The sequence below is a fragment of the Staphylococcus sp. HMSC063F05 genome (assembly GCF_001837075.1).
GTDB classification, from domain to species: domain Bacteria; phylum Bacillota; class Bacilli; order Staphylococcales; family Staphylococcaceae; genus Staphylococcus; species Staphylococcus epidermidis.
The window spans coordinates 1-18,899 of sequence record NZ_KV831306.1; the positions used below are offsets into that span (position 1 = coordinate 1).

General features: G+C 30.2%; 18 protein-coding genes. 12 read left to right on the forward strand and 6 right to left on the reverse strand.

The genetic code is table 11. The features are described from left to right. Window positions 1–65: 65 nt before the first annotated feature. Window positions 66–251 (reverse strand): 2-hydroxymuconate tautomerase, encoded by a 186-nt coding sequence (locus HMPREF2576_RS00005; RefSeq protein WP_001831035.1) that lies wholly within the window; start codon window positions 249–251, stop codon window positions 66–68. A 143-nt stretch (window positions 252–394) separates the two neighbouring features. Here HMPREF2576_RS00005 and HMPREF2576_RS00010 point away from each other — a divergent pair, with 143 nt between their 5' ends. Further along, window positions 395–1,657 (forward strand): Y-family DNA polymerase, encoded by a 1,263-nt coding sequence (locus HMPREF2576_RS00010; protein WP_001831129.1) that lies wholly within the window; start codon window positions 395–397, stop codon window positions 1,655–1,657. Between the two features lie 71 nt (window positions 1,658–1,728). On the opposite strand, the gene HMPREF2576_RS00015 is transcribed toward HMPREF2576_RS00010, so the two are convergent. Further along, window positions 1,729–2,817, reverse strand: coding sequence for a prephenate dehydrogenase (locus HMPREF2576_RS00015; protein WP_001831297.1), 1,089 nt, complete (start codon window positions 2,815–2,817; stop codon window positions 1,729–1,731). Window positions 2,818–3,475: 658 nt separating this feature from the next. On the opposite strand from HMPREF2576_RS00015, the gene HMPREF2576_RS00020 reads away from it, so the two are divergent. From HMPREF2576_RS00020 to HMPREF2576_RS00070, 11 genes are all read left to right on the forward strand, one after another. Then, window positions 3,476–4,882 carry an anthranilate synthase component I gene (locus HMPREF2576_RS00020; protein WP_002439659.1) on the forward strand — a complete coding sequence of 469 codons (1,407 nt, stop codon included), beginning with the start codon at window positions 3,476–3,478 and terminating at the stop codon, window positions 4,880–4,882. Beyond that, on the forward strand, window positions 4,879–5,445 hold the full coding sequence (locus tag HMPREF2576_RS00025; protein ID WP_001831157.1) for an anthranilate synthase component II: 567 nt from the start codon (window positions 4,879–4,881) through the stop codon (window positions 5,443–5,445). Before HMPREF2576_RS00020 ends, HMPREF2576_RS00025 begins: the two co-directional genes overlap by 4 nt. Before the next feature lie 2 nt (window positions 5,446–5,447). Next, a complete protein-coding gene (gene trpD / locus HMPREF2576_RS00030; RefSeq protein WP_001830976.1) occupies window positions 5,448–6,443 on the forward strand; it encodes an anthranilate phosphoribosyltransferase in 996 nt (331 codons plus the stop codon). A gap of 3 nt (window positions 6,444–6,446) precedes the next feature. After that, window positions 6,447–7,235: an indole-3-glycerol phosphate synthase TrpC gene (gene trpC, locus HMPREF2576_RS00035; RefSeq protein WP_001831115.1), complete on the forward strand. Its 789-nt coding sequence runs from the start codon at window positions 6,447–6,449 to the stop codon at window positions 7,233–7,235. Next, window positions 7,225–7,848: a phosphoribosylanthranilate isomerase gene (locus tag HMPREF2576_RS00040; RefSeq protein ID WP_001832767.1), complete on the forward strand. Its 624-nt coding sequence runs from the start codon at window positions 7,225–7,227 to the stop codon at window positions 7,846–7,848. Before trpC ends, HMPREF2576_RS00040 begins: the two co-directional genes overlap by 11 nt. A gap of 3 nt (window positions 7,849–7,851) precedes the next feature. Beyond that, window positions 7,852–9,060: a tryptophan synthase subunit beta gene (gene trpB / locus HMPREF2576_RS00045; protein WP_001831324.1), complete on the forward strand. Its 1,209-nt coding sequence runs from the start codon at window positions 7,852–7,854 to the stop codon at window positions 9,058–9,060. Continuing rightward, on the forward strand, window positions 9,053–9,784 hold the full coding sequence (gene trpA / locus HMPREF2576_RS00050; RefSeq protein WP_002456200.1) for a tryptophan synthase subunit alpha: 732 nt from the start codon (window positions 9,053–9,055) through the stop codon (window positions 9,782–9,784). The genes trpB and trpA overlap by 8 nt, the downstream gene beginning before the upstream one ends. A 190-nt stretch (window positions 9,785–9,974) precedes the next feature. Continuing rightward, window positions 9,975–10,634: a type 1 glutamine amidotransferase domain-containing protein gene (locus tag HMPREF2576_RS00055; RefSeq protein WP_001830963.1), complete on the forward strand. Its 660-nt coding sequence runs from the start codon at window positions 9,975–9,977 to the stop codon at window positions 10,632–10,634. Between the two features lie 272 nt (window positions 10,635–10,906). Next, window positions 10,907–12,160: an aminoacyltransferase gene (locus HMPREF2576_RS00060; RefSeq protein WP_001830979.1), complete on the forward strand. Its 1,254-nt coding sequence runs from the start codon at window positions 10,907–10,909 to the stop codon at window positions 12,158–12,160. A 25-nt stretch (window positions 12,161–12,185) separates the two neighbouring features. Beyond that, window positions 12,186–13,439: an aminoacyltransferase gene (locus tag HMPREF2576_RS00065; RefSeq protein ID WP_002439665.1), complete on the forward strand. Its 1,254-nt coding sequence runs from the start codon at window positions 12,186–12,188 to the stop codon at window positions 13,437–13,439. A 1,020-nt stretch (window positions 13,440–14,459) separates the two neighbouring features. Beyond that, window positions 14,460–15,224 (forward strand): HAD-IIB family hydrolase, encoded by a 765-nt coding sequence (locus HMPREF2576_RS00070; protein ID WP_070856549.1) that lies wholly within the window; start codon window positions 14,460–14,462, stop codon window positions 15,222–15,224. A 228-nt stretch (window positions 15,225–15,452) separates the two neighbouring features. On the opposite strand, the gene HMPREF2576_RS00075 is transcribed toward HMPREF2576_RS00070, so the two are convergent. The 4 genes from HMPREF2576_RS00075 to nikB are packed head-to-tail and all read right to left on the reverse strand — an operon-like array spanning window position 15,453 to window position 18,738. Further along, a complete protein-coding gene (locus tag HMPREF2576_RS00075) occupies window positions 15,453–16,151 on the reverse strand; it encodes an ABC transporter ATP-binding protein (protein WP_002439671.1) in 699 nt (232 codons plus the stop codon). A gap of 2 nt (window positions 16,152–16,153) precedes the next feature. Next, window positions 16,154–16,930, reverse strand: coding sequence for an ATP-binding cassette domain-containing protein (locus HMPREF2576_RS00080; protein WP_002439673.1), 777 nt, complete (start codon window positions 16,928–16,930; stop codon window positions 16,154–16,156). Then, window positions 16,893–17,747: a nickel transporter permease gene (nikC, locus tag HMPREF2576_RS00085; protein ID WP_002439674.1), complete on the reverse strand. Its 855-nt coding sequence runs from the start codon at window positions 17,745–17,747 to the stop codon at window positions 16,893–16,895. Before nikC ends, HMPREF2576_RS00080 begins: the two co-directional genes overlap by 38 nt. Beyond that, complete coding sequence (gene nikB / locus HMPREF2576_RS00090; RefSeq protein WP_002467938.1) at window positions 17,737–18,738, reverse strand: nickel ABC transporter permease; 1,002 nt, start codon at window positions 18,736–18,738, stop codon at window positions 17,737–17,739. Before nikB ends, nikC begins: the two co-directional genes overlap by 11 nt. Window positions 18,739–18,899: the final 161 nt, after the last annotated feature.

Here is an 18,899-nt window from a genome sequence, read left to right on the forward strand (position 1 = left end):
TGAAAACTCATTTACTGGCTATTATGCTAGGGAACTATGTCCCAGCCTCTTCAGGGATTTTATGTTTACTGATCAGATTTTCTTACGCCACCGACAGCATAATGATCTTTTCTCATTTCTTCAATGACCACGTGAATCGCTTCTTTATTTGCACCTGTAGTTTTTTCTACAGCGTGAGTGACTTCTGTAACTAAATCCTTAAGTTGTTCATCAGAACGGCCTTCTAATAATTTCACATTAATGATTGGCATAATCAACATTCTCCTTTGCTATATAACGTTGGCTCTTTTAGTATAGCATGAAAATGAGAAGAATGAATAAGAACAAATGTTCTTATAAATATTGAAATAGAACATGTGTTCTTATATAATGTTTTTGTAAGGGAGGATCAGTTATGTATGATTACAATTTATTAGAAGATAGGGATGTACTCTGCATAGACCAAAAAAGTTTTTTTGCGAGTGTATCATGTATGGAAAAAGGATTGGACCCATTAACAACTAAACTAGCAGTTGTAGCAGATACGAAAAGGCAAGGTTCGGTCGTTCTAGCAGCAACTCCAAAGTTAAAAGAATTAGGTATTAAAACGGGATCAAGACTTTTTGAGATACCACATCGTAATGACATTTATATTATTAATCCAAGTATGAGAAAGTATTTAAATGTATCTGTTGCAATTTCAAAGATTGCACTGCGGTACGTTCCACCTGAAGATTTACATCAGTATAGTATTGATGAATTTTTCATGGATGTAACGGATAGTTACCATAGATTTAATTCAACAGTTTTTGCTTTTTGTAAAAGATTTCAAAATGAAATATTAGAAGAAACAGGTATTCACTGTACCATTGGAATAGGCTCGAATATGCTATTGAGCAAGGTTGCAATGGATATTGAAGCTAAGCATTCGGAAAACGGTATAGCTGAATGGCGTTATCAAGATGTACCTGAAAAATTATGGCCAATTCAACCACTTAGAGATTTTTGGGGGATTAATAAGCGTACAGAAAAGAAATTGAATAAAAGAGGAATATTTACAATAGGAGATTTAGCAAAGTATCCATATCATTATTTAAAAAGAGATTTTGGAGTTTTAGGTATAGATATGCATCTACATGCAAACGGTATTGATCAAAGTAAAGTAAGAGAAAAATATAAAGTAACAAATCCTTCAATATGTAAAAGTCAGATTCTAATGCGAGATTATCAATTTGAAGAATCCAAAGTTGTCATGCAAGAATTGATAGAAGATGTAGCAAGTCGTTTAAGAGCAGAAAAGAAGCTTGCTCGAACAATTCATTTTTCTTTCGGTTATGCTGAAGGTGGTGGCATACATAAGCAATATACTTTGGAGGATCCTACAAATTTAGAAAGAGATATATTCAAAGTCATTAATTATTTTGCAAATCGTCTGTGTGACAAAAAAGCATTGTATAGAACGTTAAGTGTATCGTTAACTCAGTTTATTAAAGAAAGCGATCGACAACTCAACTTATTCATTGATGAATATGAACGTAAGAAAGATGTAAAACTTGCTAAAACCATTGATCACTTACATTTAAAATATGGAAAAGGAATTGTGTCAAAAGCGACTTCATACACCGAAGCTGGTACAAAGCATGGTCGATTAGGACTAATGGCTGGTCATAAAATGTAGATATACAAAGAGAGTCCCCCTCGTCGTGCAACATATAGAAGCGAAAAGATAACGACTTGAAGGGGATTTATTTAATAATAAGTATCAAAATTTGCGAGGGCTTTTATAGCATTCTCTCGATCTTCGGGACTTTTAAAACTGATTTGTAAAGCTCCATAAATATCTTCCCGTACTTCTAAAATCTTTAAGTTTATAATAGAAATATTATGTGAACTTATGATGTTTGTAATTTGACTTATCATACCCGGCTTATCAGGGATATCAACATAAAGATCATACGCAGTAGATATTGCACCGTGTTGTTTAACAGGAAGTTGATCACGATAATCTTTAGCTTTAACGAAGAAATCGTAAATACTATTACTATTTTGTTCTCGTATCAAATTTTCAATACCAGTAATTTGTTCTTTAATCTCGTTAAGTAAAGATAAAATATGATTTTGATTATTTAAAGTGATATCCTTCCACATCTGAGCATTACTACTTGCTATACGAGTTATATCTCTAAAGCCACCGGCTGCTAATTTTTCGATTAAAGAATGGTCTTTGACATGATTAGCACTTAGATGAACTAAAATTGAAGCGATGATATGTGGAACATGACTCACTATACCGGTTACGAAATCATGTTCATTTGCATGAGTAACGATAAATTTTGCTAACGTAGGTTTAAGTAATTTCTTTAAATATGTCGCGGCTTCATTATTTTCGATTTCATTAAATACAAGAATGTAATAAGCATTTTCAAATAAATGTTTTTTCGCGTTTAAAACACCAGATTTATGACTTCCTGCCATAGGATGACCACTAATTAAATGAATATCATGTTTTAATAATTCTTTTTCGAATGATTGTATAGTAAGTTTGGTACTACCTGTGTCTGTTACAATCAAATGAGTTTTTGTATTGTAATTTGTAAGTTCAGATAGATATTTAATTGTTTGCTCAACAGGAGTTGCAAAGATGATTATATCCGCTATCTCAACAGCAGTAGCATAATCATTAACTTTTTGATCAATAATACCTATAGAAAGGGCTTCATCAAGTTGTGTGTAGTCCGAATCGTATGCAAGAATATTGAAATTACTGTAATGATATTTTAAATTACTCGCCAAGCTACCGCCAATAAGGCCTAACCCTACAAATAAAATATTTCGCATAGAGCGCCTCCTTGTTTCAGAATTTTCAGAATAACAATATTGTATATGAGTCATTTCAAGTATTCAATAACAAATATAACTTATGTATGATTTTAAGATATTAAATAAAGAAAGATTTATAGTTTGATTTCAGTACATTTTGTATAGGAAATAAAGATAAACACAACAAATTTTTCATTTTCATTTTAAGCTAGTTGACAAACTGGAGGAGGATAGGTATTATACTAAATAATTAGAAAAATCAGATAATTTGATTGATAGAGTAATCATTATATTTTGTAGCAAGCAGAAAGTTAATGGTAGATGTAAATTAGCACATGATAATAGATGAAATGGGCTTTCAAATTTTAACTTAATCATTAAAGTGAACATATATGTTAACTAAGGTGGCACCACGGTAACGCGTCCTTATAGAATGATAGCGTTATTGTGGTTTTTTTGAAGCAAAGTGAAGTAACTAAAGTTGAGGTAGCACCAGAAAGTTAGTGGTAGATGAGAACTAACACCGTCTTTAGTGAAATTGGGTTTTGTGGAACAACTTAACATAAATTGAACAAGTGAGCTATGAATATATTATATTCTGCTAATAAAGGTGGTACCGCGCGTCAGCGTCCTTATAACGAAGGAGGCTGATTTTTTTCAGAAAAGGAGGAAATCAATGGATATTGTATACAAAAAGGTGAATGCTCAAATTACGCCAGAAGCTTTAGCAAAATTAAAACAAAAAAAGATCATTTTTGAAAGTACAAATCAACAGAAACTTAAAGGTAGGTACTCGATAGTAGTATTCGATCATTATGGCAAAATTACATTAGATAATTCTCAACTTTTAATTAAGTTAGACAATCATTGTGAAATAGTTAAGAATCAACCGTATCAACGACTTAAGGAATTTGTAGATAAATATTATTTTGAAATCAAAGATAAATATTTAAAAGATTTACCTTTTATTTCGGGCTTTATAGGGACATGTAGCTTTGATTTAGTACGACATGAATTTAAAAAATTACAAGATATTAAATTAGAAGATCATCAAACTCATGATGTCCAATTTTATCTAGTGGAAGATGTATTTGTTTTTGATCATTATAAAGATGAATTATATATTATCGCAAGTAACTTATTTTCTTATAGAACAAAAGAGAGATTAAAGGAATCTATTGAACGTAAAATTGAAGATTTAAAAAACATACATTTTTCGGTTGAGGATATAAATTATAAATCCATCCCTCGACATATAACCACCAATATATCAGAGCAACAATTTGTTCAAACTATTAGAATTTTAAAAAAGAAAATTACTGAAGGAGATATGTTTCAAGTAGTTCCTTCAAGAATTTATAGTTATAAACACCATTTTCAACACAATTTACATCAATTAACTTTTCAGTTATATCAAAATTTAAAGCGACAAAATCCTAGTCCATATATGTATTATATTAATAAAGATGTACCGATTGTAATAGGAAGTTCTCCTGAAAGTTTTGTAAAGGTAAAAGATGGAAAAGTTTATACGAATCCTATAGCTGGAACAATTAAAAGAGGTCAAAATAAAAAAGAAGATGAAAATAATGAAAAGACATTAATGAAAGATGAAAAGGAATTGAGTGAACATCGTATGCTCGTAGATTTAGGAAGAAATGATATTCATCGAATAAGTAAAACAGGCACTTCACAAATTACCAAACTAATGACAATAGAACGTTATGAACATGTCATGCATATCGTTAGTGAAGTTATTGGAGAATTAAAACCCCATCTATCTCCTATGAGCGTCATCGCAAGTTTGCTACCAACGGGTACTGTCTCAGGTGCACCTAAACTTAGAGCTATACAGAGAATATACGAATCTTATCCTTATAAAAGAGGTATCTATAGCGGTGGTGTTGGGTATATCAACTGTAATCATCATTTAGATTTTGCATTGGCTATACGTACCATGATTATCGATGAGGAAAAAGTCAGTGTCGAGGCAGGATGTGGAGTAGTATATGATTCTATTCCAGAGAAAGAACTTGAAGAAACAAAACTTAAAGCTAAAAGTTTATTGGAGGTAACTCCATGATATTAATAATAGATAACTATGATTCTTTTACCTACAATCTTGTAGATATTGTAGAAAAACAATGTGAAACGATTGTTAAATATCCCGATGATACAGATATATGTAATCTGAAAGGTATTACAGCAGTTATTATTTCACCAGGACCTGGACATCCATTAGACAATCAATTATTAATTAAATTAATTGAAAATTTCGAAAATTTACCTATTTTAGGTGTTTGCTTAGGTGCACAAGCGCTCACTTGTTATTACGGTGGCGATGTTATACAAGGTAGTTGTGTCAAACATGGAAAAGTAGATACTTTAACTATTGTTAATCAGTCACCACTATACAAAGGAATTAAGTCAAGTTTCAAAGTTATGCGTTATCATTCATTAATTAGTGATCCATGCTCATTTCCAGAAAGTTTATTAATCACTGGCCAAACATATGATAGTATACAATCTTTCCAACACAAAAACAGAAAACATTATGGCATACAGTTTCATCCAGAGTCATTCGCTACAGAAAATGGGAAACAAATCATTATTAATTTTATAAATATAGCAACGAGAGGAAGTTGAAAATGACCCTTCTTGAGAAAATTAAACAAAATAAATCTTTATCTAAAAAAGATATGCAATCATTTATTGTTACACTGTTTGATTCAAATATAGAAACCAATGTAAAGGTTGAATTATTGAAAGCTTATACAAATAAAGACATGGGTCAATATGAGCTAACGTATTTAGTTGAATATTTTATCCAGACAAACTATCCAAACCAACCATTTTATAATAAAGCTATGTGTGTTTGTGGCACAGGTGGAGATCAATCAAATAGCTTTAATATTTCTACAACTGTAGCTTTTGTTGTAGCAAGTGCAGGAGTGCCAGTCATTAAACACGGTAATAAAAGTATTACTTCACATTCAGGAAGTACAGATGTATTACATGAAATGAATATAAAAACAAACAAAATGAACGAAGTAGAGCAACAATTAAATTTGAAAGGATTAGCATTCATAAGTGCAACTGATTCTTATCCAATGATGAAAAAGCTTCAATCAATTAGAAAATCGATTGCAACACCTACAATTTTTAACTTGATTGGACCATTAATTAATCCTTTCAAATTAACTTATCAAGTGATGGGGGTATATGAAGCTTCACAACTTGAAAATATAGCACAAACATTAAAGGATTTAGGTAGAAAACGAGCAATTTTAATTCATGGTGCAAATGGGATGGATGAGGCCACGCTTTCTGGTGAAAATATCATTTATGAAGTTAGCAGCGAAAGAGCATTAAAAAAATATAGTTTAAAAGCAGAAGAAGTCGGTTTAGCTTATGCAAATAATGACACGTTGATAGGTGGTTCACCTCAAACAAATAAACAAATTGCATTGAATATCCTAAGTGGCACGGATCACTCAAGTAAACGAGATGTAGTTTTGTTAAATGCTGGAATTGCTTTATATGTTGCTGAGCAAGTGGAAAGTATCAAACATGGCGTAGAGAGAGCGAAATATCTCATTGATACAGGTATGGCAATGAAACAATATTTAAAAATGGGAGGTTAAGTAATGACTATTTTAAATGAAATTATTGAGTATAAAAAAACTTTGCTTGAGCGTAAATACTATGATAAAAAACTTGAAATTTTACAAGATAACGGAAATGTTAAGAGGAGAAAGCTGATTGATTCACTTAACTATGATAGAACATTATCAGTTATTGCTGAAATAAAATCGAAAAGCCCATCTGTACCTCAATTACCGCAACGTGATCTTGTTCAACAAGTTAAAGATTATCAAAAATATGGTGCTAATGCTATTTCAATATTAACTGATGAAAAATACTTTGGCGGTAGTTTTGAACGATTAAATCAGTTATCAAAGATAACATCGTTACCAGTTTTATGTAAAGATTTTATTATTGATAAAATTCAAATAGATGTTGCAAAACGAGCTGGTGCATCTATTATTTTATTAATAGTAAATATTTTAAGTGATGACCAATTAAAAGAATTGTATTCATATGCAACAAACCATAATTTAGAAGCTCTAGTAGAAGTTCATACAATTAGAGAACTTGAACGTGCACACCAAATTAACCCTAAAATTATTGGTGTTAATAATCGTGATTTAAAACGATTTGAAACCGATGTTCTACATACAAATAAATTACTTAAGTTTAAAAAGTCTAATTGCTGCTACATTTCAGAGAGTGGCATTCATACAAAAGAAGATGTTGAGAAAATAGTAGATTCAAGTATTGACGGTTTACTTGTAGGGGAGGCATTAATGAAAACAAATGACTTAAGTCAGTTTTTGCCTAGTTTAAAGTTAAAGAAGAATCTCTATGATAGTTAAATTTTGTGGTTTTAAAACCGAAAGTGATATTAAGAAAATTAAAAAATTAGAAGTTGATGCAGTAGGGTTTATACATTATCCCGATAGTAAGAGACATGTCTCACTGAAACAATTAAAATATTTGGCTAAAATAGTGCCAGATCATATAGAGAAAGTAGTGGTCGTAGTAAATCCTCAAATGTCCACCATAAAGAGAATAATTAATCAAACTGATATTAACACAATCCAATTACATGGAAATGAAAGCATTCAATTAATTAGAAATATTAAGAAACTTAATTCAAAAATAAGAATCATAAAAGCAATTCCAGCAACAAGAAATTTAAATAATAACATTCAAAAGTATAAAGATGAGATAGACATGTTTATTATAGATACACCATCAATCACATACGGAGGGACAGGTCAAAGTTTTGACTGGAAATTATTAAAAAAAATAAAGGGCGTTGATTTTCTCATTGCGGGTGGTTTGGATTTTGAAAAGATAAAACGATTAGAAATATATTCATTTGGACAATGTGGTTATGACATCTCAACTGGCATTGAGTCACATAATGAAAAAGATTTTAATAAGATGACTCGAATATTAAAATTTTTGAAAGGAGACGAATGATTAATGAAAATTCAAACAGAAGTAGATGAATTGGGCTTTTTCGGTGAATATGGTGGCCAATATGTACCTGAAACATTGATGCCAGCTATTATTGAACTTAAAAAAGCATATGAGGACGCGAAATCAGATACTCACTTCAAGAAAGAATTTAATTATTATTTAAGTGAATATGTTGGTAGAGAAACGCCTTTAACATTTGCTGAATCATACACAAAATTGTTAGGTGGTGCCAAAATATATCTTAAAAGAGAAGACTTAAATCACACTGGTGCTCATAAAATTAATAACGCGATAGGACAGGCACTATTAGCTAAAAGGATGGGGAAAACTAAATTAGTAGCCGAAACAGGTGCTGGTCAACATGGTGTAGCAAGTGCCACCATCGCTGCTTTATTCGATATGGATCTTATTGTTTTCATGGGAAGTGAAGATATCAAACGTCAACAACTTAACGTATTTAGAATGGAATTGCTAGGAGCTAAAGTAGTGTCTGTGTCAGATGGGCAAGGAACACTATCAGATGCTGTAAATAAAGCTTTGCAATATTGGGTGAATCATGTCGAGGATACACATTATTTATTAGGCTCAGCGTTGGGACCTGATCCGTTTCCAACTATGGTCAGAGATTTTCAGAGTGTGATTGGTAATGAAATTAAAAGCCAAATTTTAAGTAAAGAAGGACGACTTCCAGATGCGTTAGTCGCGTGTGTTGGTGGAGGATCCAATTCAATAGGTACGTTCTATCCATTTATACAAGATGATGTTAAATTATATGGGGTAGAAGCTGCGGGAAAAGGAAGTCATACGCATAATCATGCTTTAGCTATAGGGAAAGGTAAACCAGGTGTATTACATGGTTCCAAAATGTACCTTATTCAAAATGATGATGGACAAATTGAATTGGCACACTCTATATCAGCGGGACTAGATTATCCAGGTATTGGACCTGAACATTCGTATTATAATGATATTGGTCGTGTATCATATGTAAGTGCTACAGATAATGAAGCTATGGAAGCACTTATAACATTCTCAAAAGTTGAAGGTATCATTCCAGCAATTGAAAGTGCACATGCATTGAGTTATGTTGAAAAATTAGCGCCAAATATGGATGAAAAAGAAATTATTGTTGTGACTATTTCAGGTCGTGGAGATAAAGATATGGAAACAATTAAACAATACAAAGAAAACGGTGGTGAACAAAATGAGTAAATTATTCATTCCGTATATTATGGGTGATTTAAATTTTATTCATCATTTAAAAACATTAACTGAGAATGGAGCAGACATTGTTGAAATTGGTGTGCCATTTTCTGATCCTGTTGCAGATGGACCTATAATCATGAAAGCAGGGCGCAACGCTATTGACGAGGGTTCAAACATTAAATTCATTTTTGATGAATTAATAAAAAATAAAAATACTATTTCATCTAAGTATGTATTAATGACTTATTATAATATTCTAAGTGCTTATGGAGAAGAATTATTTTTGGATAAGTGTGATGAAGCTGGTGTTTATGGTTTAATTATTCCAGATTTACCTTACGAACTTACAAAAAAGTTTAAAAAAGATTTTTATCATCATTCTGTTAAAATAATATCGTTAATTGCCATGACCGCAAGTGATGCTAGGATTATGCAAATTGCAAAGAACTCAGAAGGATTTATTTACACGGTAACAATGAATGCCACAACAGGTAACAGTGGGGAGTTCCATCCAGATTTAAAGAGAAAAATTGAATATATAAAAAAAGTTTCAAAAATTCCTGTGGTTGCTGGATTTGGTATCAAAAATCCTGAACATGTTAAAGATATAGCGTCCGTTGCAGATGGTATTGTAATTGGTAGTGAAATTGTAAAACGTATTGAAATAGATTCAAGAAAAGAATTTATCACTTATATCAAATCAATAAGAACTACGTTGAATTCTTTATAAAAATTAATATTAAGTTAAATCAAAGTTAAGAAAATAGATGAAAAATATACATATCAAAAACAATGATTACTCTATGAATTAACTACTATACTAATAGTAACTTCAAAAAATTAAATGATCACTATTGAATAATCTACTACTAATGTGGGTAAATAATAATCACAATTAATTTGAAGAGGTGTATATATTCATGAGTAAAAAAGTTTTATTTGTTTTAACAAGTACAAGTCAATTTACAGACGGTACAGAAACTGGATTATGGTTAGAAGAAGCTGGAGCACCATATAATATATTGACTGAAGAAGGTATCAATGTTGATGTTATTTCTATTAAAGGTGGAAAAGTAAATCTTGATCCTAATTCTGTTTCTAATGAATCACTGAATCAGTATGCTAAATTCGTGTCACACTTAAACGATACACCTAGTATCGAAAATGTAAATGCAGATGAGTATGACGCTATTTATCTACCAGGTGGACATGGTACTGTATACGATTTTGCCAATAATGAGAAATTAGCTGATATTTTACTTCAATTTAAAAATAGTAATAAAATAATCTCTTCAGTATGTCATGGACCTAGTGCGTTTGTAGGTGTAAAAGATGCAAATAATCACTATCTAGTAGATGGTGTCAAAATAACTTCATTTACTGATAGTGAAGAAAAAGCAATGGGATTTGAAAATAAAGTACCATTTTTAACTCAATCTAAATTAGAAGAGCAAGGTGCAAATTTTGTAGTGAAAGATGACTTTACATCTCACGTAGAAAAAGACGGTCAATTTATCACTGGACAAAATCCCCAATCAAGTGAAGACATTGGTAAAGCACTTGCAAATGAATTAAAATAATAGTAAATAATTAGTGATATGGGCGACATTAGTGTTTAGCCCATATTATTTTATACATAAACAGAATAAACGAGATTTAACTTTTAATTTTATATAAAAGTTTTGCAGGATAATATTTTAGTTTTCACTACAACTATTGTATACTTGTTTAGATTAGAAATATAAATAGTATTAAATGAACCAAATGTTAAATATAAAAGGTGAAGTAAAACGACCTATTTTTCTAAAAATAAAAAGAAATAGATATAAAGATATAAATGGGAGTTATGAAGATGAAGTTTACGAATTTGACAGCTAAAGAATTTAGTGACTTTACTGATCGTATGACATATAGTCATTTTACACAAATGGAAGGTAATTACGAATTAAAGGTTGCTGAAGGTACCGAGTCACATTTAGTTGGAATTAAAAATAATGATAACGAAGTGATTGCAGCTTGTTTATTAACAGCTGTTCCTGTAATGAAAATATTTAAATATTTTTATTCCAATCGCGGTCCAGTAATAGATTATAATAATAAAGAGCTTGTACATTTTTTCTTTAATGAATTGAGTAAATATGTAAAAAAATATAATTGTTTATATTTAAGAGTTGACCCATACCTTCCATATCAATATTTAAATCATGAGGGAGAAATAACTGGAAATGCAGGTCATGATTGGATTTTTGATGAATTAGAGAGTTTAGGATATAAACACGAAGGATTCCACAAAGGATTTGATCCTGTATTACAAATCCGATATCATTCTGTTCTAAATTTAGCAAACAAAAGTGCTAATGATGTTTTAAAAAACATGGATGGTTTAAGAAAGCGTAATACTAAAAAAGTTAAGAAAAATGGAGTTAAAGTCCGCTTTTTATCTGAAGAAGAGTTACCTATATTTAGGTCATTTATGGAGGATACCTCTGAAACTAAAGATTTTGCAGATAGAGAAGATAGTTTTTATTACAACAGATTCAAACATTATAAAGACCGTGTTTTAGTACCACTAGCCTATATTAACTTTGATGAGTATATAGAGGAACTAAATAATGAAAGAAATGTGCTTAATAAAGATTATAATAAAGCTTTAAAAGACATTGAGAAACGTCCAGAGAATAAAAAAGCACATAACAAAAAGGAAAATTTAGAACAACAACTCGATGCAAATCAGCAAAAAATTAATGAAGCTAAAAACTTAAAACAAGAACATGGCAATGAATTACCCATCTCTGCTGGCTTCTTTATAATTAATCCGTTTGAAGTAGTTTACTACGCTGGTGGAACTTCAAATCGTTATCGCCATTTTGCAGGGAGCTATGCGGTTCAATGGAAGATGATTAACTATGCAATTGAACATGGTATTAATCGGTATAATTTCTATGGTATTAGTGGTGACTTTAGTGAAGATGCTGAAGATGCTGGCGTAGTTAAGTTTAAAAAGGGCTATGATGCCGATGTTATAGAATACGTTGGTGACTTTATTAAACCTATTAATAAACCAATGTATAACATTTATAGAACACTTAAAAAACTAAAGAAATAGATTTTAAGAAGGGAATTATCTAATTATGAAATTTACAGAGTTAACAGTTAAAGAATTTGAAAACTTTGTACAAAATCCATCATTAGAAAGTCATTATTTCCAAGTGAAGGAAAATATTGCTACACGTGAATCAGATGGGTTTCAAGTAGTGTTATTAGGTGTAAAAGACGACGACAATAGAGTGATAGCAGCTAGCCTGTTTTCTAAAATCCCTACAATGGGCAGTTATGTGTATTATTCCAATAGAGGCCCTGTAATGGACTATTCAGATTTAGGTTTAGTGGATTTTTATTTAAAAGAGCTTGATAAATATTTACATCAACATCAATGCTTATATGTAAAATTAGATCCTTACTGGTTGTATCAAGTTTATGATAAAGATATTAATCCTTTAACAGAAAAAAATGATGCTTTAGTAAATCTATTTAAATCACATGGTTATGATCATCACGGATTTACAACCCAATATGATTCTTCCAGCCAAGTTAGATGGATGGGGGTATTAGATTTAGAAGGCAAAACCCCTGCATCTCTAAGGAAAGAGTTTGATAGTCAAAGAAAACGAAATATTAATAAAGCGATAAACTACGGTGTGAAAGTTAGATTTCTTAGTAAGGATGAATTTGATTTATTCTTAGACTTATACCGAGAGACTGAAGCTAGAACTGGATTTGCTTCTAAAACTGACGATTATTTCTATAACTTTATAGAGCATTATGGCGATAAAGTATTAGTTCCTTTAGCTTACATAGATTTAAATGAATATATACAACATTTGCAAGAATCACTAAATGATAAAGAAAATCGACGTGATGATATGATGGCGAAAGAAAATAAAACAGATAAACAGTTAAAGAAAATAGCTGAGTTAGATAAACAAATTGATCACGATAAAAAAGAATTGCTTCAAGCTAGTGAATTACGTCAAACAGATGGCGAAATTTTAAATTTAGCTTCAGGAGTATACTTTGCTAATGCATATGAAGTGAACTATTTCTCTGGAGGGTCTTCAGAAAAATATAATCAATATATGGGACCATATGCAATGCATTGGCACATGATTAATTATTGTTTTGATAACGGTTATGATAGATATAATTTCTATGGCTTATCAGGTGATTTTACTGAAAACAGTGAAGACTATGGTGTTTATCGCTTTAAGAGAGGTTTTAATGTTAGGATTGAGGAATTAATCGGTGATTTCTATAAACCAATCAATAAAGTGAAATATTGGTTATTCAATACATTAGATCGCATACGTAATAAATTGAAAAAGTAAAAATAAATGATACAAGTATATGACGAGCAGATTGAGATATCCAATCTGCTCGTTTAGCTTTAGAGAAGGATTGTGTACTCTAAAGCACTCGGCGTAGGATGTTTGAGTCTAGGATGAAAATTCATGTTGCTCCCTACATATTTAATCATAGCATATTATGAAAACTATACAATAATGCTCGCCAATATATTTTTTATATACGAATTATAATTTTGTAATACTAAAATGCTTTAAATGTAATTCTTTTAGTGCGGTGAGAAGATTATAAAAACATTATGTAAACTAAAGGTATATTTATACTGCGATTTAATAATAATACTTATAATTCTCTTATATTAAATTTTGTAGTTGTGTATTTGGGTGTTGTAACAAAAGATTTTTGATGATTTATCTAAATATAAAAATGAATATTCATGATAATAGCAATTACATTGCTAAGTTGTTGTAACGTATAATATTTATCATGATACTACTTACTAGCATTTAAACATGATAAATAAATACGTAATGCAATTATGTAATACGTAATTAATTATTACTGATGCTAATTAAAGGAACGTTCTTGTAAATACAAAGAATTAAATATTTAAGTCTTTAATGAATAAAGAACTCTTGATCAATACATAACTTTTGATACGTGTAAATACTTCCAAATAAAAAATATATAGTATATGTAACAACATAAATAAAGCATATGTTCATCTATATGGCTAAATGTCTTAATTCTTCATTTTAGTTTACATAATATATATTATAGGAAGTTGTATATATAATCATAAAAGCCCTTCACTCAATTTACAGTTAAATCTACATGGCATTTATATTTATTATCTACAGAGTTTTCTCTTATTTACTTTTTTAGTTGAGTTCATTATAGCAATCTATATTTTTTAATTTATATATATTAACAAGTTGGAATGCCAAGTTTCAAGTTTATACAATTTAAATCAAAATATTTAAATTTGAGTTCGTGCTCATATGCTATAATTAAATCATTCTAAAATTTTGGAGTGACTAATAATGAATTTTATTTTTGATATTGATGGTACGATTTGTTTTGATGGATGTTCCATCGATTCATCTATTAAGCAACGACTTTTCAAGCTACGTCAAGCTAATCACAATGTAATATTTGCTTCAGCACGTCCCATTAGAGACTTGCTTCCAGTCATTCCTGAATTTGCGGATGATACCTTGATTGGTGGTAATGGCTCAATTATCTCTAAAAATGGACAAATCGAAATTGTTTCGGTAATCAATGAGCATGATATCAGTCTAATTAAAAAAATTATAAAGAAATATCAATTATCATACATCATTGATGATAAATTTAATTATGCTTCAAATTTGGATAGTAATAATGAACTGTATCAACGCATTGATCCTGATGGTAAAGCACAATCTCTAGATATGGATGAGATTCGAAATCCTATAAAAGCAATTCTATTAAATATAGATAACAAAGATTTTGACATGATTGCTCATCAATTAGTAAGTCAGTCTCATGGTATTGAATTAATTCGTCATTACAGTGAGTCCTATATTGATGTAACGGCACGTGGCGTTGATAAGTATACTACTATTCAATATATTTTAGGAACTAATAGTGATTATATCGCTTTTGGTAATGATCACAATGATGTTCATATGCTTGAACATGCGAGCCAAGGTTATTTTGTGACTAATCAATTTATAGAACACACATCATTTTTTAAAAATAAAAATATTACAGTTATTGATGACACAATATATGCAATATGTGAGGTTTTAAATCGATATCTGTAATTAACAATTTGAGTCCAATGCATGGTATTTTGGTGAAGCTGGCAATCAAATAACGATTGAACAACTAAAGAGAATTAAACAGGCATTCCTAAAGTAAAATGATTATATAGCGGTAAAATTTACTCAAATGATTAACTAATAACCCCAAAAGTTAGATTTTAATTCCAACTTTTGGGGTTATTATGTGAATGAAAAATATCTTAATCATTTAAATGACTATGACTATATTCAATATTCATACGTTTGAATTAATAGTTTTGTATATGGATGTCTTTGATGGCTAAATAAATCTTTACTTTTAAAATCATCTACTATTTGACCGTCTTTGATAACTATTATCCTATTCGTTAACCTTTGTAAAACAGATAAATCATGCGAGATGACGATTAATGTTTTATTTTGAATGTTTTTTTCGTTAAGTAAAATATTGATTACATTTTGTTCGGCCATGACGTCTAAGTTCGAAGTTATTTCATCACAAACCAATATATCTGGTTGTGCTAAGAGAGAGCGTATAATATTTAATCTTTGTAGTTGCCCACCACTTACTTCTTGAGGAAACTTTGTTATTAGATCTGTAGACAAATTAAATTCAATTAAATAGTTAAGAATGATATTTTTGATGTTTTGTGGTATTAATTGTCGATAAAATAAAAGTGGCTCTCTCAATGACTGTTCAATCGTGAATTGACGATCAAAACTTTCTGTCGCATGTTGAAAAATAGGTAGAACCTTTCCTGAATCGATACTTATTTTTCCTTTTGTTGGCTTTAATTGACCTAATATTAAAGAACCAATAGTACTTTTTCCAGCACCGCTTTCCCCTAAAACCCCTATTTTTTCACCACGTTGAATACTTATATTAATATCTTTTAAAACAGGCTGTTTTCGATGATATGAATAATCTACATGATCAAATTGAATCATAATTAGATGTTGTCCTCCTTTTGCAGCTTGCTTCTATAGTTTAATAATTGTTCTGTATACCGATGAAGATGATGGTGATTAAATAATTTGTCTATTTCTCCAGATTCAATCATCATGCCATTTCTCATTACATTAAAATAATCAGCATATTTGAGGACATGATTCATGTTATGAGTGATAAGTAATACAGTATTATGATGATCTTTAACAATGTGTTGAAGAAGTTGCATTATTTGATGACCGTTCACTACATCTAAAGATGCAACAGGTTCATCTGCAATAATTAATTCTGGATCTAACATTAAAACGCTAGCAATATTAACTCGCTCTAATTGTCCTCCAGAAAGTTGGAAACTATATTTATTAATGATTGATTCATCATTTAAGTTAACCCAAGTTAAAGCTTTTTTTATCTTTTTCAATGCATTATCCTTAGAAACATTAAAATGATAACGATAGATAGCTATAAGTTGTTTATCTAACCGAGTATATTCATTAAAACTTTGAGCATAATTTTGAGAGATATAGCCGATATGTTTACCTAAAAGTTGCTTGATACCAGAAGTATTTTGACCTTGCATTTTAAATTCATCGAAACTCATATGTAACTGAGTAGGTAAATGATTTAATATTGCTTTAACAGTCAAACTTTTTCCAGCACCACTTTCACCTATAATGACATTTAGAGATTGATTATATATATTTAAGTCGACATTTTTAATAATTGCTTGCCCTTCTTTATCACTGATGTTTAGATTTTTTATTGTTAAAAGTTTCAACTTTTACACCTCTTTGTTCTAATAAACGATCTCTTACTGCATCACCAGTTAAATTAAATATCAATATTGTACCTGATATCAAAGATGCTGGAGCTATAATCATGATAGGATGTGAAGTAATAAATTCACGCCCTGCTTGTAACATTGCCCCCCACTCTGGAGATGGTGGTTGTGCACCTAAACCTAAAAATGATAATGAACTAATGTATAAAATGATTTTTCCAAAATCAACTATCATAATAACAAATATAGATGGTAAAACTTTTGGTAATAAGTGTTTAAATAAGATATTCAAAGTTGAGACATTAAAAAATTGTGCCATCTGTATATACGATTGATTCATTTCGGTATTGACAATCCCTCTTGTCACGCGAGTATAATTCATCCATTTTATGATTGTAATAGCTATTACTAAATTCCAAAGACTAGGATGAAAAAAACTTGCTAAGGCAATCATAATAACGAATTCTGGTATGCTTAATCCTATATCAATAATTCGCATGATAATCGTATCAATCCAACCTTTTTTATAGCCTGCAAGTAACCCTAAAGGTACTCCAACCACTACAGTGAAAAGTAAAGTAAGTAGTGTAACAAACAATGTTGCACGAGAGCCCACGACTAAACGACTGAATAAATCACGTCCGTAATCATCTGTGCCAAGTAAATGATTCATACTCATAGGTTCAAATGAGTTTGACAAATGTACCTGATACGCAGCTTCATCATTGACTATAAATTGTAATATAATAAGACATATAATATAGACCGTAAAAATGAAAAATATAGTGTTTTTCCTTGACAACTTAAACTTCATCGTTACGACCTTCTTTTCTATGTGAATTAAACCATTTAAACTTTGATGTTTCTTTCTGAGTAATAGCATAACGTTGTTTAGGATCGATAAGTAATGAAAGTAAATCTGCAATTGTGTTTATAATCACAACAAAGAAACCAATAAATAATACACAACCTTGAATGACTGGATAATCTCTCGACTTTATACTGTCAACTAAAAAATAGCCTAACCCAGGAATATCAAATAAATTTTCAATGACTACTGTTCCACCTATCAAACTACCAATGGATAATCCTAATAGAGGTATGATTGGTAGTATCGTAGGTTTAAGGATATCTTGAAAAAGTATATATCTTTCGGGCATACCTCTGAGACGAGACGATTCAACTATAGGTGTTTGATATTGTTCTAATAAAGTAGAACGAATAAATCGAATATAATAAGCACACATTCCAATACTCATGGTAATTATTGGTAAAATATATGAAGTGAAACGCCCCTCATCTGAAGTTGGTAAAATATTCAACTTCAAGCTAAATATATATAATAAGATAAGACCGATAAAAAATGATGGTAGGCTTACGGATAATGATGTCATAACACGGATTATCCTATCCCAAATTTTATGGTAGTAAACTGCTGCTATAATCCCTAATGGTATTGAAATAACTAATGACACTATAAGCGTACCAAAAGTAATAATAAGTGTAGGACCAAGATAATTTGCTATTTCCTTAATTACAGGCTCGCTTGTTTGATAACTTGTTCCTAAATCAAAATGAAACAATTGATTTAACCAGTCCCACCATTGAATAAAAATAGGATCATTTAAGCCAAGCTTATTCTCTGTCGTTTCTATTTGCTCATTAGATACATGCGAAATATCAAGATGTAAAATTTTGTCTACAGGATTACCTGGAGAGAGTTTCATTAATATAAATGTGATTGTAGTTAATATAAATAGTACGACAATCATTTGTGAAAGTTTATAAATTATCATTTTAAACATATGTTGGCATCCTTTCACTTTCAACGAATATAAAAAATATTAAATAATAAATTTTATTAAAATGTTTTCATCAAAATCTATTATAGTATGACTTTTTTAAAATTAATAGGAAAAGAGATAAAAAAGAAATAAAAAACAACTTTGCTTAAGATAAGATGGTA

What these genes read in the sequence shown, in the direction of transcription:
- trpB (WP_001831324.1), top strand. Translation starts at nt 7,852, where the DNA reads ATGAAAATTCAAACAGAAGTAGATGAATTGGGCTTTTTCGGTGAATAT.
- HMPREF2576_RS00065 (WP_002439665.1), top strand. Translation starts at nt 12,186, where the DNA reads ATGAAATTTACAGAGTTAACAGTTAAAGAATTTGAAAACTTTGTACAA.
- trpC (WP_001831115.1), top strand. Translation starts at nt 6,447, where the DNA reads ATGACTATTTTAAATGAAATTATTGAGTATAAAAAAACTTTGCTTGAG.
- HMPREF2576_RS00075 (WP_002439671.1), bottom strand. Translation starts at nt 16,151, where the DNA reads ATGATTCAATTTGATCATGTAGATTATTCATATCATCGAAAACAGCCT.
- trpA (WP_002456200.1), top strand. Translation starts at nt 9,053, where the DNA reads ATGAGTAAATTATTCATTCCGTATATTATGGGTGATTTAAATTTTATT.
- HMPREF2576_RS00070 (WP_070856549.1), top strand. Translation starts at nt 14,460, where the DNA reads ATGAATTTTATTTTTGATATTGATGGTACGATTTGTTTTGATGGATGT.
- HMPREF2576_RS00060 (WP_001830979.1), top strand. Translation starts at nt 10,907, where the DNA reads ATGAAGTTTACGAATTTGACAGCTAAAGAATTTAGTGACTTTACTGAT.
- HMPREF2576_RS00020 (WP_002439659.1), top strand. Translation starts at nt 3,476, where the DNA reads ATGGATATTGTATACAAAAAGGTGAATGCTCAAATTACGCCAGAAGCT.
- trpD (WP_001830976.1), top strand. Translation starts at nt 5,448, where the DNA reads ATGACCCTTCTTGAGAAAATTAAACAAAATAAATCTTTATCTAAAAAA.
- HMPREF2576_RS00010 (WP_001831129.1), top strand. Translation starts at nt 395, where the DNA reads ATGTATGATTACAATTTATTAGAAGATAGGGATGTACTCTGCATAGAC.
- HMPREF2576_RS00015 (WP_001831297.1), bottom strand. Translation starts at nt 2,817, where the DNA reads ATGCGAAATATTTTATTTGTAGGGTTAGGCCTTATTGGCGGTAGCTTG.
- nikB (WP_002467938.1), bottom strand. Translation starts at nt 18,738, where the DNA reads ATGTTTAAAATGATAATTTATAAACTTTCACAAATGATTGTCGTACTA.
- HMPREF2576_RS00055 (WP_001830963.1), top strand. Translation starts at nt 9,975, where the DNA reads ATGAGTAAAAAAGTTTTATTTGTTTTAACAAGTACAAGTCAATTTACA.
- nikC (WP_002439674.1), bottom strand. Translation starts at nt 17,747, where the DNA reads ATGAAGTTTAAGTTGTCAAGGAAAAACACTATATTTTTCATTTTTACG.
- HMPREF2576_RS00025 (WP_001831157.1), top strand. Translation starts at nt 4,879, where the DNA reads ATGATATTAATAATAGATAACTATGATTCTTTTACCTACAATCTTGTA.
- HMPREF2576_RS00040 (WP_001832767.1), top strand. Translation starts at nt 7,225, where the DNA reads ATGATAGTTAAATTTTGTGGTTTTAAAACCGAAAGTGATATTAAGAAA.
- HMPREF2576_RS00005 (WP_001831035.1), bottom strand. Translation starts at nt 251, where the DNA reads ATGCCAATCATTAATGTGAAATTATTAGAAGGCCGTTCTGATGAACAA.